A 14,773-nucleotide genomic window follows, 5' to 3' on the forward strand; every position below is an offset into this window, starting at 1 on the left:
CGCTCGTGGCGGCGACGATGCCCTTCCCGTGGCGGTATGACGCGCCTGGTGGCCGTAGTCTTCCCAGGCCGGCCACGGCACAGCGCGGGTCGGCCCGGGAAGAGCACGGACGCGGCCCGGATCGGCACCACAGGCCCGAGGGCACGTACAGAAGGGAATGACCGGTCGGATGTTCCGCCGTATCGCGATCGTCAACCGAGGAGAAGCCGCGATGCGGCTCATCCACGCGGCCCGGGAGTTGGCCGAGGAGACAGGTGCCGCGATCGAGACGATCGCCCTGCACACCGACGTCGACCGCGGCGCCGCGTTCGTCCACGAGGCGGACGTCGCCTACGACCTCGGGCCCGCGTCCACCCGCCCCTACCTCGACCTGAAGGTGCTCAAGAAGGCGCTGGTGGAGACCGGCGCCGACGCGGCCTGGCCGGGCTGGGGCTTCGTGGCCGAGGACCCCGCGTTCGCCTCCCTCTGCGACGAGGTCGGGGTCACGTTCGTCGGCCCGAGCGCCGAGGCCATGCGCAGGCTCGGTGACAAGATCGGCGCCAAGCTGCTCGCCGAGGAAGTCGGCGTGCCGGTCGCCCCGTGGAGCCGGGGTCCGGTGGAGTCGCTGGACGCGGCCCTGGCCGCCGCGGCCCGGATCGGCTACCCGCTGATGTTGAAGGCCACCGCGGGCGGCGGCGGGCGCGGCATCCGCGTGGTCACCAACGAGGCGGACCTGACCGACGCCTACGAGCGCACGAGCCAGGAGGCCGCGCGGGCGTTCGGCAGCGGCGTCGTGTTCCTCGAACGCCTGGTCACCGGCGCCCGGCACGTCGAGGTGCAGGTCATCGCGGACGGTCAGGGCACGGCGTGGGCGCTGGGCGTGCGCGACTGCTCCGTCCAGCGGCGCAACCAGAAGATCATCGAGGAGTCGGCGTCCCCGGTGCTCGCCGCCGACCAGGCCGCCGACCTCAAGGCCTCCGCCGAGCGGCTGGCCAACGCGGTCGGCTACCGGGGCGCGGCCACCGTGGAGTTCCTGTACCACCCCGGCGAGCGGACGTTCGCCTTCCTGGAGGTCAACACCCGCCTGCAGGTCGAGCACCCCATCACCGAGTCCACCACCGGGTTCGACCTGGTCAAGGCCCAGCTGTGGGTGGCAGCCGGCAACCGGCTGGAGGGCGTGGCGCCGGTCGAGCGCGGACACGCCGTCGAGGCCCGGCTCAACGCCGAGGACCCCGACCGGGACTTCGCGCCGTCGCCGGGGCGCATCGCCCGGCTATCCCTGCCCTCGGGCCCCGGCATCCGGGTGGACACCGGGGTCCGGGAGGGCGACACCATCCCGGCGGACTTCGACTCCATGATCGCCAAGATCATCGCCCACGGGCGCGACCGGAGCGAGGCGCTCGGCAGGCTGCGCCGGGCGATGGGCAACACGACGGTGGTCATCGACGGCGGCGCGACCAACAAGAGCTTCGTCCTGGACCTGCTCGACCAGCCCGAGGTCCTGGACGGCAGCGCGGACACCGGCTGGATCGACCGGGTCCGCGGCGAGGGCAGGTTGGTCGCGCACCGCCACGCCGCCGTGGCCGTCGCCACCGCCGCGATCCAGGCCTACGAGGAAGAAGAGGGCGCCGAGCAGCAGCGACTGCTGTCGACCGCGTTCGGCGGCCGGCCGCAGGTGCGGCACGAGCACGGCCGCAGCCTCGACTTCAAGCTGCGTGGCGTCACGTACCGGGTCCGGGTGACCCGGGTCGGCGCGCAGCGGTTCCGGGTCGGCATCGAGGCAGGCGCCAAGGTCGGCGCCGCCGACGTCGAGCTGGACCGGTTCGACCTGCACTCCGGGCAGATCCGGGTCAACGGGACCCGTCACCGCCTGCTCATCGGCACCACGGGGCCGGTGGTGCTGATCGAGGTGGACGGCGTCGCGCACCGGGTCAGCCGGGACGAGGGCGGCGTGCTGCGCTCCCCCGCGCCCGCGCTCGTCGTGGCCACCCCGGTCGGGGTCGGCGACGAGGTGGAGGCCGGTGCGCCGGTGCTCGTGCTGGAGAGCATGAAGATGGAGACGGTGCTGCGCGCTCCGTTCGCCGCCCGCGTCAAGGAATGCGCGGTCGCCGTCAACAGCCAGGTGGCGAGCGGCGCGCCGCTGCTGCGGCTGGAGCCCCTCGCCGAGAACGACGTCGCCGACACCGCGGCCGACCAGCCGGTCGAGCTCGACCTCGCCCCGCTCCCGGAGGCGTCCCTCGCCGACCGCGTCGAGCGCGGCTTGCAGGAGCTGCGCGGGCAACTGCTCGGCTTCGACGTGGACCCGCACGACGACGCGAGGGTGCTTCGGGACTACCTCGACGCGCGGCAGGAGGCCACCGCGGCGGGCCGCCGGCCCCTGTCCGGGGAGGTCGCCCTGCTCACGGCGTTCGCCGACCTGGCCGAGCTGAGCCGCAACCGCCCCGCGGGCGAGGACACCGGCGGCGGCGGCCACGTGCACAGCGCCCGCGAGTTCTTCCACACCTACCTGCAGAGCCTGGACGTGGAGCGCTCGGGCCTGCCGGAGCGCTTCCAGCGCAAGCTGGCCAAGGCGCTCGCCCACTACGGCGTCACCAGCCTGGACCGCACCCCGGAGCTGGAAGCCGCCGTCTTCCGGATCTTCCTCGCCCTCCAGCGCGCCACCGCCGACGCGGGGGTCGTCGCGGCGATCCTGCGGTCCTGGCTGAACGAGGCGCCGCCGGACGACGCGCTGCGCGACACGGTCGGGCTCGCCCTGGAGCACCTGGTCTCGGCCACCCAGGTGCGGTTCCCCGCGGTCTCCGACCTCGCGCGCGGCGTCGTGTTCGCCTGGCTCGGCCAGCCGCTGCTGCGCCGCAACCGGGCCCGCACGTACGCCGAGGTCCGCAAGCACGTGCGGTACCTGACCGAGCACCCGGACGCGCCGGACCGCGACGAGCGGGTCGCCCGGATGGTGCGGACCACCGAACCGCTCGTGCGGCTGTTCAGCCAGTACCTGGAGCGCAGCCCGCTCGACAACGCGCTGATGCTGGAGGTGCTGACCCGGCGGTACTACGGCAACAACCGCCTGGTCGACATCCGCACCAGCACGGTCGGCGAGCGCACCTTCGTGACCGCCGAGCGCACCGACTTCACCGTCGTGTCCACCGCGACCAGCCACGACGACCTCGGCGAGGCGCTGCGCAGCCTCGGCACCCTGGCGGCCGGCACGGGCACGCTGGAGGCCGACGTCTACCTGGCGTGGCGCGACCAGCCGGAGGACGCCGCCGAACTGGCCGCCGCACTGGCCGCCGTGGTCGGCTCGCACCCCTTGCCGGAGCAGGTCCGCAGGCTCACGCTCACCGTCGCGGGCCGCGGCGGCGCGGTCGGGCACCAGCACGTGACGTTCCGACCGGCCGTGTTCGGGATGGCCGAGCCCGGGATGGCCGAGGACCGGCTGATCCGGGGGCTGCACCCGTACATCGCCCAGCGGATGCAGCTGGAACGGCTGCGCGAGTTCGACCTCACGCGGCAGCCGTCCTCCGACGAGGACGTGTACCTGTTCCACTGCGTCGCCCGGGACAACCGCGCCGACGAGCGGATCGTGGCGTTCAGCCAGATCCGGGACCTGGTGGCCCTGCGCGACCACGACGGCCGCCTCGCGGCGCTGCCGACCGCGGAGAACACGCTGGCCACCTGCCTGGACTCGATCCGGCGCGCCCAGTCGCTGCGGTCGTCGTCGGCGCGGTTCAACACCAACCGCATCGTGGTCTACGTCTGGCCGGCCAGCGACATCACCCGCGAGGAGCTGGAGATGCTGGCGAAGCGGATCCTGCCCACCACGGCGGGCGCGGGCCTGGAGGAGATCGAGTTCATCCTGCGGCAGCGGCTCCCGTCCGGTGAGCTGGTGCGGGTCGCGCTGCGGATCTCCTTCGACGCCACCGGCACCCCGGCGCTGTCCATCGGCGAGCCGTCCGACGCGCCGATCCCGCCGCTGGACGGCTACCGGCAGAAGGTGCTGCGGGCGAGCAGCCGCAACACGGTGTACCCGTACGAGATCACCGGCATGATCGGCGAGTTCACCGAGTACGACCTGGACGAGACCCACGCGCTCGCGCCGGTGGACCGTCCCAAGGGGCGCAACACCGCCGCCATGGTCGCGGGCGTGGTCAGCACGCCGACCGCGCGGCACCCGGAGGGCGTCAAGCGCGTCGTGCTGCTCGGGGACCCGACCGACTCCCTCGGCGCGCTGTCCGAACCGGAGTGCCGCCGGGTGATCGCCGCGCTGGACCTGGCCGAAGAGCTCCAGGTGCCGGTGGAGTGGTACGCGTTGTCCGCCGGCGCCCGGATCTCCATGGAGTCCGGCACCGAGAACATGGACTGGGTGGCCGCCGCGCTCAAGCGGATCGTGGAGTTCACCCAGGGCGGCGGCGAGATCAACGTGGTGGTCGCGGGCATCAACGTCGGCGCCCAGCCGTACTGGAACGCCGAGGCCACGATGCTCATGCACACCAAGGGCGTCCTGGTCATGACGCCGGACTCGGCCATGGTGCTCACCGGCAAGCAGTCGCTGGACTACTCCGGCGGCGTGTCCGCCGAGGACAACTTCGGCATCGGCGGCTACGACCGGGTCATGGGCCCCAACGGGCAGGCGCAGTACTGGGCGCCGGACCTGCCCTCGGCCCGGGACCTGCTGCTGGCCTACTACGACCACACCTACGTCGCACCCGGTGAGGACGGCCCGCGCCGGGTGGCGACGACCGATCCGCACGACCGCGACGTCACCGGCTACCCGCACCAGGCGGCCGGCAGCGACTTCACCACGGTCGGGCAGATCTTCTCCGCGCAGGACAACCCGGACCGCAAGAAGCCGTTCGACATCCGGGTCGTGATGCGCGCGCTGGCCGACCAGGACCGCCCGGTGCTGGAGCGCTGGGCGGGCATGGCCGACGCCGAGACGGCGGTCGTGCAGGACGTGCACCTGGGCGGCATCCCGGTCTCCCTGCTGGGGATCGAGTCCCGCCCGGTGGAGCGGCGCGGCTTCCCGCCCACCGACGGGCCGGACACCTACACCGCGGGCACGCTGTTCCCGAGGTCGTCGAAGAAGGTGGCGCGGGCGATCAACGCGGCCAGCGGCAACCGGCCGGTCGTGGTGCTGGCGAACCTGTCCGGGTTCGACGGTTCGCCTGAGTCGATGCGCGAGCTCCAGCTGGAGTACGGGGCGGAGATCGGCCGGGCCGTGGTGAACTTCCGGGGCCCGATCGTGTTCTGCGTGATCTCCCGGTACCACGGTGGCGCGTTCGTGGTGTTCTCCAAGGCGCTGAACCCGAACATGACCGTGCTCGCGGTGGAGGGCTCGTTCGCCTCCGTGCTCGGTGGCGCGCCCGCGGCCGCGGTGGTGTTCACGCGCGAGGTCGCGGCCCGCACCGCGGCCGACTCCCGGGTCCGCGACCTGGAGGCCAGGAGCGCGGCGGCGACGGGCGCCGACCGGGCCGCGCTGGCGGCCGAGCTCGACGAGGTGCGCTCCGCGGTCCGCGCCGAGAAGCAGAGCGAGATCGCGCGCGAGTTCGACCGGATCCACAGCATCGGCCGCGCGGTCGAAGTCGGTTCGGTCGACGCCGTGGTCCCGGCCGTCGAGCTCCGGCCGAGGATCATCCAGGCGCTGGAGTCCCGGCTGGCGTAGCGGGTGGCGATGACGAGGGGGCGGCGCTGCGGTGCCGCCCCCTCGTCGCGTGCCGGGATCGGGCCGGTTTCCACCGCGCCCCTTCCCGGTGGAAGATCGCCGTACTAGCCTCCGAGTGAGAGCGCTCTCACATCGCGATGTACCGCTGTCGCTGTACCGCCAAGGAGTCCCATGCGCCTCTCCTCGAGCACCCCGCGGACGTTCCCCGCACGGATCAGGCGGCTCACGACCGCCGCGACCGCTGTCGTCGCCACCCTCGCCCTCGCCCAGCCTGCCTCCGCCGTCGAACCAACGACGCCGGACGCCTGCGAGGTCTCCGCGCTGGGCCGAACGCCCTTGCGCGCCGCCGACCCGAGCGTGATCCGCGTCGGCGGCACCTACGTCTCGGCGCAGGTGGGCGGTGGCGGCATCCAGGTCCGCCAGGCGTCGTCCCCGGACGGGCTGGCCGCCGCGCCCGCGCGCCTCGTGTGGCGCGACGCGCGCAACCTCGGCTCGGTGTGGGCGCCCGAGATCGTCCGTGACAGCGGTCGGTACTACATCTACTTCACGGCCGGCAACGACGCGGCGCACCGCATGTACGCGATCAGCTCGGCCTCCCCGGACTCCGGCTACACCGGCGAGGTCTCCCTAGCCCTGCCGGGTGACCGGTGGGCCATCGACGGGGTGCCGGTGACGTTCAACGGTCAGCGCTACTTCATCTGGTCCGGGTGGGAGTGCACCACCAACGTCGAGCAGAACCTCTACATCGCCCGCATGTCCGACCCGCTCACGGCCGTCGGCAACCGCTACGTCATCTCCCAGCCGCGCGAGCCGTGGGAACGGGTGGTCGGCAACCCGTTCATCAACGAGGCGCCCGAGGTCATCAAGGACCCCAACGGCCAGTTGCACGTGGTGTACTCGGCCAACGGCAGTTGGAGCGAGCAGTACTGCCTGGCGGACCTGCGGCTGCGCCTCGGCGGCGACCCCACCCACGTGTGGGACTGGTACAAGTCCAACGGCTGCCTGTTCGGCTCCAACCGGGCGACCATGATGACCGGCTGGGACCCCACGCTGCACGTCAACGGGCCCGGTCACCACACGTTCGTCCTGCTCGACGGCGACATCGCCACCAGCCCGCCGCCCGGCCCGAAGTTCCCGATGATGTACCACGCGGTGCCCAAGGGCACGCCCTACCACTGGGACAACCGCTATTGGTACACCGGCACGTTCGCCTGGTGGGGCGACACGACCTACCGCCGCGCCAACGTGCCGGGCGCGACCACCGACACCGGCTGGAGCCTGAAGTTCTTCGATTGACGCCCTCCCCCACGTGAGCGTGGAGGATTCCGGTCTGGGCGGCTACGCCGCGCTTCCGGTGGGTTCCTGTTTCGCGGCCGGTTGCTCGGGCGGGCCCGAGTCTGACATCGGCTCACAGGCGTTGGTCTGTCGGCTCGTCCGGCCGCCGGGATGTTGATCGCCGCATTGACGTCCCGGTCGTGGACGGCGCCGCACCGGCACGTCCACGACCGGACGTCCAGCGGCAGCTTCGCGCCAACCAGGCCGCAGGTCGAGCAGGCGCGGGTGGAGGGGAACCACCGGTCGACCCGCCGGGAGCCGCGGCCGTGCCGAGCTGCCTTGTACTCCAGCATCGACACGAACGCCGACCAGCCGGCGTCCTGCACGGACCCGGCCAGCCGGGTGCTCGCGAGACCGACCACCGCGAGGTCTTCCACGTGCACCGCTTGGTTGTCGCGGATCAGCGTGGTCGCCAGCTTGTGGTGGAGATCCCGGCGCGCGTCGGTGACCCGCGCGTGCGCGCGAGCTACCCGGACGACGGCCTTGCGGCGGTTGTCCGACCCCTTCTGCTTGCGGGAGAGGGCCTTGTGCAACTTCCGCAACCGGCGTGCGGCGTTGCGGAGGAAGCGGGGAGCGGCGACCTTGCGACCGTCGGAGAGCACCGCGAAGTACGTCAGCCCAGGTCGATCCCGACCTCCCGGTCGACAGGGGGCAGCGGGACGTCGGGGGCGGTCACGACGAAGGAAGCGAAGTACCGACCGGCGGCGTCCTCGACGATCGTCACCGACGACGGCGGGGCGGGCAGCTTCCTGGACCAGCGGACCCGCACCACCGCCGAGACCTCACCCAGCCACGCTCGTTCCGGGGTGGTCTTGGCCAGGGTGATCACCTGCTTGGACAGCTCCCCGTCCGGGATGTAGGGCAGGCCCCCGTCCCGCGCCGTTCGGCGTGCGCGCAGCCCGTCGTTGAACACCACCCGCGCGCAGCCGAACGCCCGGGCCAACGCGATGCGCCGGCCCAGCGTCGGCTCGACACGGAAGTTGTACCGGAGTTGCACGACCACGACGTATCGGCTCCGTCAGCGGCGCACCGCCGAGCGTGCTCAGCCAGTACACCGAGCAGCAGAACCGGCCGGTCCAAGGCACTGCTCGGGCCTGGCGGCTCCCAGCGCGGGCCTTCACCCCGCTCTGAAGAGCGGAGCACTGGCCCGCAATCCGGTAGCGGCTCCGCGACCACCGACCCGTCACCATCCTCCCGCAGCGCTGCCGCTCGGCCCGCGGAGCTCGCGGACCGGCGGTAGCGTGCCGGGCATCGACGGACGGAGGGCGGCTCATGGCCGAGGTCACCGCGGTGGAGGTGCTGCTGGACGGGTTCGGGCGCGTCCGCGAGTCCGTGGAACGCGTGCTGGACGGCCTCACCGGACCGCGGCTGACGTACCGGGTGGGTGGTTCGGCCAACTCGATCGCGTGGCTGGTCTGGCACCTGACCCGGGTGCAGGACGATCACGTGGCGGAGGTCGCGGGCGCCGACCAGGTCTGGCTCGCCGACGGCTGGGCCGAGCGCTTCGACCTGCCGCTGCCCGCCGACGACACCGGCTACGGCCACCGGGGCGACCAGGTCGCCGCCGTCGACGCGCCCGCCGACCTGCTGCGCGACTACCACCGGGCGGTGCACGAGCGCACCGCGGCCTACCTGGGCGGCGTGAGCGGTCACGACCTGACGCGGGTCGTCGACGAGTCGTGGGACCCGCCCGTGACGCTGGCCGTGCGGCTGCTCAGCGTGATCGAGGACGACCTCCAGCACGTCGGTCAGGCCGCGTTCGTGCGCGGCGTGCTGCCCGCGGACTGACCTCAGGTCGACGCGGCCTCGACGCTCCCGAGGTCCGGCACGCCCGGCGAGCGCTTCCTCCGCGGTCGTGCGGCCGGACATCGTTGGCAGACGGGGGAATTCCAAGCCGGAAGGTATTCCGAAGTCATGGCGCGGGCATTCGTTGACACCGCGTCCGGGCCGTCGGCATGATGACCGCCAGTCACGACGGCGGTGTCTTGCAGCCCAGTTCCGAGGCCGGACCACACGTCGCCGCCGCCTGGGGTGGAAGGCTTCAACGTTGACCGACGACCGACCGGTGGACCATGCGCTCTACGCGGCGCATCGCGAGTTCTTCGACGCCACGCGGCCCGAGACGCCGTGCCTGCTCATCGACCTCGACGTCGTCACCGCACGGCACCGGGAACTGCGCGCGGGCCTGCCCGACGCCGCCGTCTACTACGCCGTGAAGGCCAACGCCGACCCGGACCTGTTGCGGCACTTGGTGGAACTCGGCTGCGGCTTCGACGTCGCCAGCGTCGGGGAGATCGACGCCTGCCTGGCCGCGGGCGCGGACCCGGTGTCGATCTCGTTCGGCAACACGGTGAAGAAGGAGTCGGCGATCCGCTACGCGCACGAGCGCGGCATCCGGCTCTACTCGATCGACTCGGCGGCGGAGCTGGAGAAGGTCGCCCGGGCCGCACCCGGCGCGGAGGTCTGCTGCCGCTTCATCGTCCACACGACCGGCGCGCAGTGGCCGATCAGCCGGAAGTTCGGCTGCACCGAGGAGGACGCGGTCGCGCTGCTGCGCGACGCGGTGTCGCTCGGGCTCACGCCGCGCGGCACGACGTTCCACGTCGGATCCCAGCAACGCGAGCCGGCCAGCTGGGCGACCGGCGTCGCCACCGCCGCGCGCGTCGCGGCCAAGCTGGCCGCCGAGGGCGTCGAGCTCGACCTGCTCAACCTCGGCGGCGGCCTGCCGGTCCGCTACGAGGAGACCGTGCCCGCGCTGCGGAGCTACTTCGCGGCGATCGACCAGGCCGTCGCGGAGTCCTTCCCGACCCGGCCGACGCTGATCGTCGAGCCGGGCAGGTACCTGCCCGGTGACGCCGGGATGATCCGGTCCGAGGTCGTGCTGGTGACCGAGCGGGAGCACGGCCTGCGCTGGGTCTACCTCGACGTCGGCCGGTACAACGGCCTGGTCGAGACCGAGGACGAGGCCATCTCCTTCCCTGTCGTCGCCGTCCGCGCCGACGGCCGGTTCGCCGACGAGTCGGCCCCGGTCGTGCTCGCGGGACCGACGTGCGACAGCACCGACGTCCTGTACGAGCGCACACCGGTGTCGCTGCCGGTCGACCTGCGACCGGGCGACCACGTCGACATCCTCGCGACCGGCGCCTACACGACGCCGTACGCGTCCGTCGGGTTCAACGGCTTCCCGCCGTTGCCCAGCCACTGCTTCGGCGCCACCGACGACTGAAATCGGTGCGCCACAACGGAACCTTCGTGGGAGAGGAGCCGCTGATGTCCGACGAGTACACCTGGGCGTTCGACGGGAAGCGCTACCGGATGTACCGCTTCCCGAAGGAAGTCGAGACCGGCATCAAGGAGCTCAACCGCAGCGACAACTGGCACGCCGCGCTGGCCTGGCTGGAGGACGTCGTCTGGATGGCCTTCTGCGCCTGGCTGTGCCTGGGCGTCTCCTACTGGTTCTACCCGTTGGCGGTGCTCGTGATCGGCGCCCGTCAGCGAGGGCTGTCGACCATCCTGCACGACTGCGCGCACGGCATCGGCGCGTCGAACCGCAAGGTGCAGATGTTCGTCGGCACCGTGCTCACCGCGTACCCGATCTTCCAGCAGCACTACGCGTACAAGATCTCCCACGTCTTCACGCACCACCCGAAGCTGGGCAACCCCGAGGGCGACCCGGACCTGAGGTTCTTCATCGAGCAGCGGGCCTACGAGATGTCCTCCCCTCGCGCGTACGTGCTCCGCACGGTCGTCATGCCGTTGTTCGGCACGCAGACGTGGGCCTACCTGAAGTACTTGGTGCGCAACCGCTACCGACTGCTCAAGCAAGGCCGCGTGCGGTCCGCGGACACCCCGCAGACCCCGATCAGCAAGCGCAAGCGGGTGCTCGACCGGGTCGGCTTCTGGGCGTTCTGGACGACCGTCGTCGCGGTGTGCGCGTCGCAGGGCTGGACGCTGGAGCTGCTGCTGTTCTGGGTGGTGCCCTACCTGACCAGCTTCCAGATCCTGGGCTGGTACATCGAGCTGTCCGAGCACACGCCCCTGGTACGGGACTCCAACGTGGACCTCTACATGACGCGCAACCGCAAGAGCCGCACGTGGGAGAAGTTCCTCACCGGCATCCACAACGACAACTACCACCTGGAGCACCACCTGGACCCGCGCACGCCGTTCTGGAACCTCGGCAAGGCGCGGCTGGTGCGGCTGGCCGACCCGAACTACGCGGCGGTGGACCGCCAGTTGGGCGGCCTCTTCACCAAGGGGCCCGAGGGGCAGCAGAGCGCCATCAGCGCCATCGTGGAGTCGATGACCTACAAGCCGGAGCAGCCTCATGTCGCCGCCTGAGCGGCCGAGGTCGACCGGGAAGGTCTACCGGCGGGTGGAGTCGGGCGTCGTGCACGGCGGGGCCGAGCTGCGCCTGGGCATCACCGACCCGGTGGTGACGCCGATCTTCCAGACCGCGGCGTACGAACTGCCCGACGCGGCCACCGCCGCCGACATCTTCGACCTGCGCGTCGACGGTCACGCCTACACGCGGTTGAACAACCCCACGTGCGACGTGCTGGAGGCCAGGATCGCCGCGGTGGACGACGCACCGGCGGCACTGGCCGTCTCCTCCGGCCAGGCGGCGATCACCCTGGCGCTGCTCAACCTGTGCCAGGCGGGCGACAACGTGGTCAGCTCCAACGAGCTGTACGGCGGCACGTGGAACCTGCTGGCCAACACGTTCGCCCGGTTCGGCATCGAGACCCGGTTCGTCAGCCCGGAGAAGCCGCGGAACTTCGCCGACGCCACCGACTCGCGGACCCGGTGCTACTTCGGCGAGACGCTGCCCAACCCGAAGCTGCGGCTGTTCCCGATCGAGGAGGTCGCCGCGATCGGCGAGGAGCTCGGCGTGCCGCTGGTGCTGGACAACACCATGCTGCCGCTGGTGTGCCGCCCGCTGGAGTTCGGCGCGCACATCCTGGTCTACTCGGCGACGAAGTACATCGGCGGCCACGGCAGCGCGTTGGGCGGCCTGATCGTGGACTCCAACCGGTTCGACTGGGCGCGGCACGCCGAACGGCACCCGCTGCTCACCGAGCCGGACCCGGCGCACGGCAACGTGATCTGGACCGAGGCGGGCGCGAACCTGGACAGCTCGCTGGGCCGCAGCCCGTTCCTGCTCAAGGCCCGCGAGACGCTGATGCGCGACCTCGGGCCGTGCCTCAGCCCGTTCAACGCGTTCCTGCTGCTCCAGGGCATCGAAACGCTCCCGCTGCGGATGCGGGCGCACGGCGAGAACGCGGAGGCGGTGGCGCGGTACCTGGCCGAGCAGCCGTCGGTGGTCGCGGTCCGGCACCCCGGCCTCGGCGACGCCGAGGAGGTCGAGCGGCTGCGGCGCTACACCGGCGGCAACGGCGGTCCGCTGGTGCAGTTCGAGCTGGCGGGCGGGCTGAGCGCGGGCACGCGGTTCATCGAGGCGCTGCGGATGATCTCGCACGTGACGAACATCGGCGACGTGCGCTCGATGGCCACCCACCCCGCGTCCACGACGCACGCCCAGCTCCCCGAGGCGGACCGGCTCGCCGCGGGTGTGTCGCCCGGGTCGATCCGGCTGGCGATCGGCCTGGAGCACGTGGACGACCTCATCGCCGACCTGGCGGGCGCGCTGGCGGTGGCCGGGTGACGGGCAAGCCGCTCGTCGCCCTCGCGGCCGCGGCGGAGCAGGTGGACGGCGTGCCGCACGTGGCGGTGCGCGAGGTGTACGTGCGGGCGTTGGAGCAGGTGGCAGGCTGTGACGTCGTCGTGGTCGGCGGGCCTGCTCCGGGCCTGGCGCACGTGGTGGACCGGTTCGACGGCGTGGTGTTCGGCGGCCACCAGAGCAACGTGCTGCCGCGGTGGTACGGCGGCGAGCCGGGCTTGGGGCCGTCCGACCCCGATCGGGACGAGTTGGCGCTGAGCGTCATCCCCGCCGCGCTGCGCGCGGACGTCCCGGTGCTGGGCATCTGCCGGGGCTTGCAGGAGCTCAACGTGGCGCTGGGCGGGACCCTGCGCGACGTGCCGGGGCACACCGAGGACCTCTCGCTGTCCCGGGACGAGCAGTACCTGCCCGCGCACCCGGTGCGCCTGACCGAGGGCGGCGTGCTGCACCGGCTGCTCGGCGAGCCGGGCGTCGAGGTGAACTCCCTGCACAGGCAGGCGATCGACCGGCTCGCGCCCGGCCTCCGGGTCGAGGCGGTGGCGCCGGACGGCGTGGTCGAGGCGGCCTCGGCCGAGGGCGCGGCGTTCTGCCTCGCCGTGCAGTGGCATCCGGAGTGGTACGCGGCGACGGACCTCGTGTCGGTGGCGCTGTTCACCGGGTTCGGGGCCGCCGCGGCGGCCCGTGCGGCACGGCGCGCGGTCGTCTGATCGTTCCCGGGAACCGTCATCCGGACGCACGCCGCTCCGGCGTCCGCAGGTGGGTGGCGAGCACCAGACCGGCGTCGAGCACCTGGTCGCGGACGGCGGTCCACGCCTCCCGCACGGCGGCGATCGGCAGTGGCCGTCGGGTGCCCCAGGCGCTCTGGGTGCTGCTCGGCCTGAGCAGGTCGAGGCGCACCGGCGGTCGTGGGAACCGCTGTGGCGCCGGTCGGGCCGGCACGAAGCTGTACATGCCGTGCACGGGCCGGTCGGCGGTCGCGCCGCGGTAGAGGGTGAGGGGTGTGCGTGCGTCGACGCCGCCGGCGACGATCACCCCCGCCGTGCACGTCAGGAACGCCTCGGACACGTCGTGGGCGCCCTCGGCCGGTGTCCACGGCGCCGCGTCCGCCACCACCACGACGGTGTCGAGGTGGAACTCGCCGCCCATCGTGGACCCGAAGCAGATCACCGAGCCGGTGGTCAGGTCCTGCAACGCCGTGCGGCGGCGGTGCGGGCCGCGCACCTGTTTGCCGTAGCCGTAGAGCATCCGATCGCCGAACACCCAGGGGTCGGTGTCGTGCGGCGTTCCCGCGGGCGCGGACCGGGTCCAGTACGGCCGGTGCAGCGACCGCGGCAGGCGGCCGGCACGCGGCCATCGGCGTTCGACCGCGGACGGCGCCTCCCACTCGCCCCAGAACACCACGTCGCCGTCGCCGGTGCGGCCCGCGGGGTCGAGGTAGCGGCCGGGTGCGACGAGGAACTTGCGCCGCGCGGCGCCGACGTTCCACGGCATGTCGTCGGTCGCCGGCACGTGCTCGGCCGCCGGGTGCGGGAACTGGACGAAGAACGCGGTCAAGGCCTTCGGCCGAGGAGCGCGACCAGCCGCGCGGGTGGGTCGGCGTCCGGCTCGACCGCCGCGGGTGTGCCGAAGTCGCCCCACTCCCGCCAGCCCTGGTCCTCGTCGTCGAAGACGCCGAGCAGGGCCTCGGCCAGCTCCGCGTCGAGCGGCGACCCGGCGTCGACGCCGCGGGCGAGGTCCCAGCCGTGCACGGCGAGGTCGAGCGTCAGCTCCCAGGCGTAGTAGGTCGCCGGTGTCGGGCCGCGGCTCAGGTGCACGTCCTGCTCCAGCGCGCCGTCGCGGACCAGGGCGTCCCGGGCCGCCCCCGCCGCCGCGCGCCAGCTGCCGACCGGGTCGTCGCCGAGCACGTCGCCGTCGAACCGGTCGCCGACCTCCTCGATGGTCGACCCCGCCAGCAACGGCGGCACCCAGAGCTGTTCGGCCACCAGGTGGTTGAGCAGGTCGCGGACCGTCCACTCGGTACACGGGGTGTCGTTGGCCCACTCGCCCGGCTCGATGCGTTCGACTAATCGGGTTACGCCCGCCAGTGCGCGCTCATGTGCGTCGAGCAGTTCCATCCGCCC

11 protein-coding genes are annotated in these 14,773 nt (G+C 72.5%); 7 read left to right on the top strand and 4 right to left on the bottom strand.

Annotated features, from left to right (window positions below):
* Window positions 1-169 precede the first annotated feature (169 nt).
* Both LNK82_RS34440 and LNK82_RS34445 read left to right on the top strand, forming a co-directional pair.
* Window positions 170-5,638, top strand: a complete 5,469-nt coding sequence (locus tag LNK82_RS34440; RefSeq protein WP_230571104.1) for an ATP-binding protein — start codon at window positions 170-172, stop codon at window positions 5,636-5,638.
* Between the two features lie 171 nt (window positions 5,639-5,809).
* Window positions 5,810-6,934: a glycoside hydrolase family 43 protein gene (locus tag LNK82_RS34445; protein WP_230571105.1), complete on the top strand. Its 1,125-nt coding sequence runs from the start codon at window positions 5,810-5,812 to the stop codon at window positions 6,932-6,934.
* Here LNK82_RS34445 and LNK82_RS34450 read toward each other — a convergent pair.
* Together LNK82_RS34450 and LNK82_RS34455 are read right to left on the bottom strand one after the other, a co-directional pair.
* Window positions 6,868-7,575 (bottom strand): RNA-guided endonuclease InsQ/TnpB family protein, encoded by a 708-nt coding sequence (locus tag LNK82_RS34450; RefSeq protein WP_230571106.1) that lies wholly within the window; start codon window positions 7,573-7,575, stop codon window positions 6,868-6,870. The genes LNK82_RS34445 and LNK82_RS34450 overlap by 67 nt on opposite strands.
* Before the next feature lie 11 nt (window positions 7,576-7,586).
* A complete protein-coding gene (locus tag LNK82_RS34455) occupies window positions 7,587-7,976 on the bottom strand; it encodes a helix-turn-helix domain-containing protein (RefSeq protein ID WP_230571107.1) in 390 nt (129 codons plus the stop codon).
* Between the two features lie 269 nt (window positions 7,977-8,245).
* Here LNK82_RS34455 and LNK82_RS34460 point away from each other — a divergent pair, with 269 nt between their 5' ends.
* From LNK82_RS34460 to LNK82_RS34480, 5 genes are all read left to right on the top strand, one after another.
* A complete protein-coding gene (locus tag LNK82_RS34460; RefSeq protein ID WP_230571108.1) occupies window positions 8,246-8,761 on the top strand; it encodes a mycothiol transferase in 516 nt (171 codons plus the stop codon).
* A 259-nt stretch (window positions 8,762-9,020) separates the two neighbouring features.
* Window positions 9,021-10,199, top strand: a complete 1,179-nt coding sequence (locus LNK82_RS34465; RefSeq protein WP_230571109.1) for a type III PLP-dependent enzyme — start codon at window positions 9,021-9,023, stop codon at window positions 10,197-10,199.
* A gap of 44 nt (window positions 10,200-10,243) precedes the next feature.
* On the top strand, window positions 10,244-11,314 hold the full coding sequence (locus LNK82_RS34470; RefSeq protein WP_230571110.1) for a fatty acid desaturase family protein: 1,071 nt from the start codon (window positions 10,244-10,246) through the stop codon (window positions 11,312-11,314).
* Window positions 11,301-12,638, top strand: coding sequence for an O-acetylhomoserine aminocarboxypropyltransferase/cysteine synthase family protein (locus tag LNK82_RS34475; RefSeq protein WP_230571111.1), 1,338 nt, complete (start codon window positions 11,301-11,303; stop codon window positions 12,636-12,638). Before LNK82_RS34470 ends, LNK82_RS34475 begins: the two co-directional genes overlap by 14 nt.
* Window positions 12,635-13,360, top strand: a complete 726-nt coding sequence (locus tag LNK82_RS34480; protein ID WP_230571112.1) for a gamma-glutamyl-gamma-aminobutyrate hydrolase family protein — start codon at window positions 12,635-12,637, stop codon at window positions 13,358-13,360. Before LNK82_RS34475 ends, LNK82_RS34480 begins: the two co-directional genes overlap by 4 nt.
* A 16-nt stretch (window positions 13,361-13,376) precedes the next feature.
* Here LNK82_RS34480 and LNK82_RS34485 read toward each other — a convergent pair whose 3' ends face one another.
* Together LNK82_RS34485 and LNK82_RS34490 are read right to left on the bottom strand one after the other, a co-directional pair.
* Window positions 13,377-14,207, bottom strand: a complete 831-nt coding sequence (locus LNK82_RS34485) for a hypothetical protein (RefSeq protein ID WP_230571113.1) — start codon at window positions 14,205-14,207, stop codon at window positions 13,377-13,379.
* Window positions 14,204-14,767, bottom strand: coding sequence for a TIGR03086 family metal-binding protein (locus tag LNK82_RS34490; protein ID WP_230571138.1), 564 nt, complete (start codon window positions 14,765-14,767; stop codon window positions 14,204-14,206). The genes LNK82_RS34485 and LNK82_RS34490 overlap by 4 nt, the downstream gene beginning before the upstream one ends.
* Window positions 14,768-14,773: the final 6 nt, after the last annotated feature.

The sequence above is a fragment of the Saccharothrix luteola genome (genome assembly GCF_020859565.1).
Lineage (GTDB): Bacteria > Actinomycetota > Actinomycetes > Mycobacteriales > Pseudonocardiaceae > Actinosynnema > Actinosynnema luteola.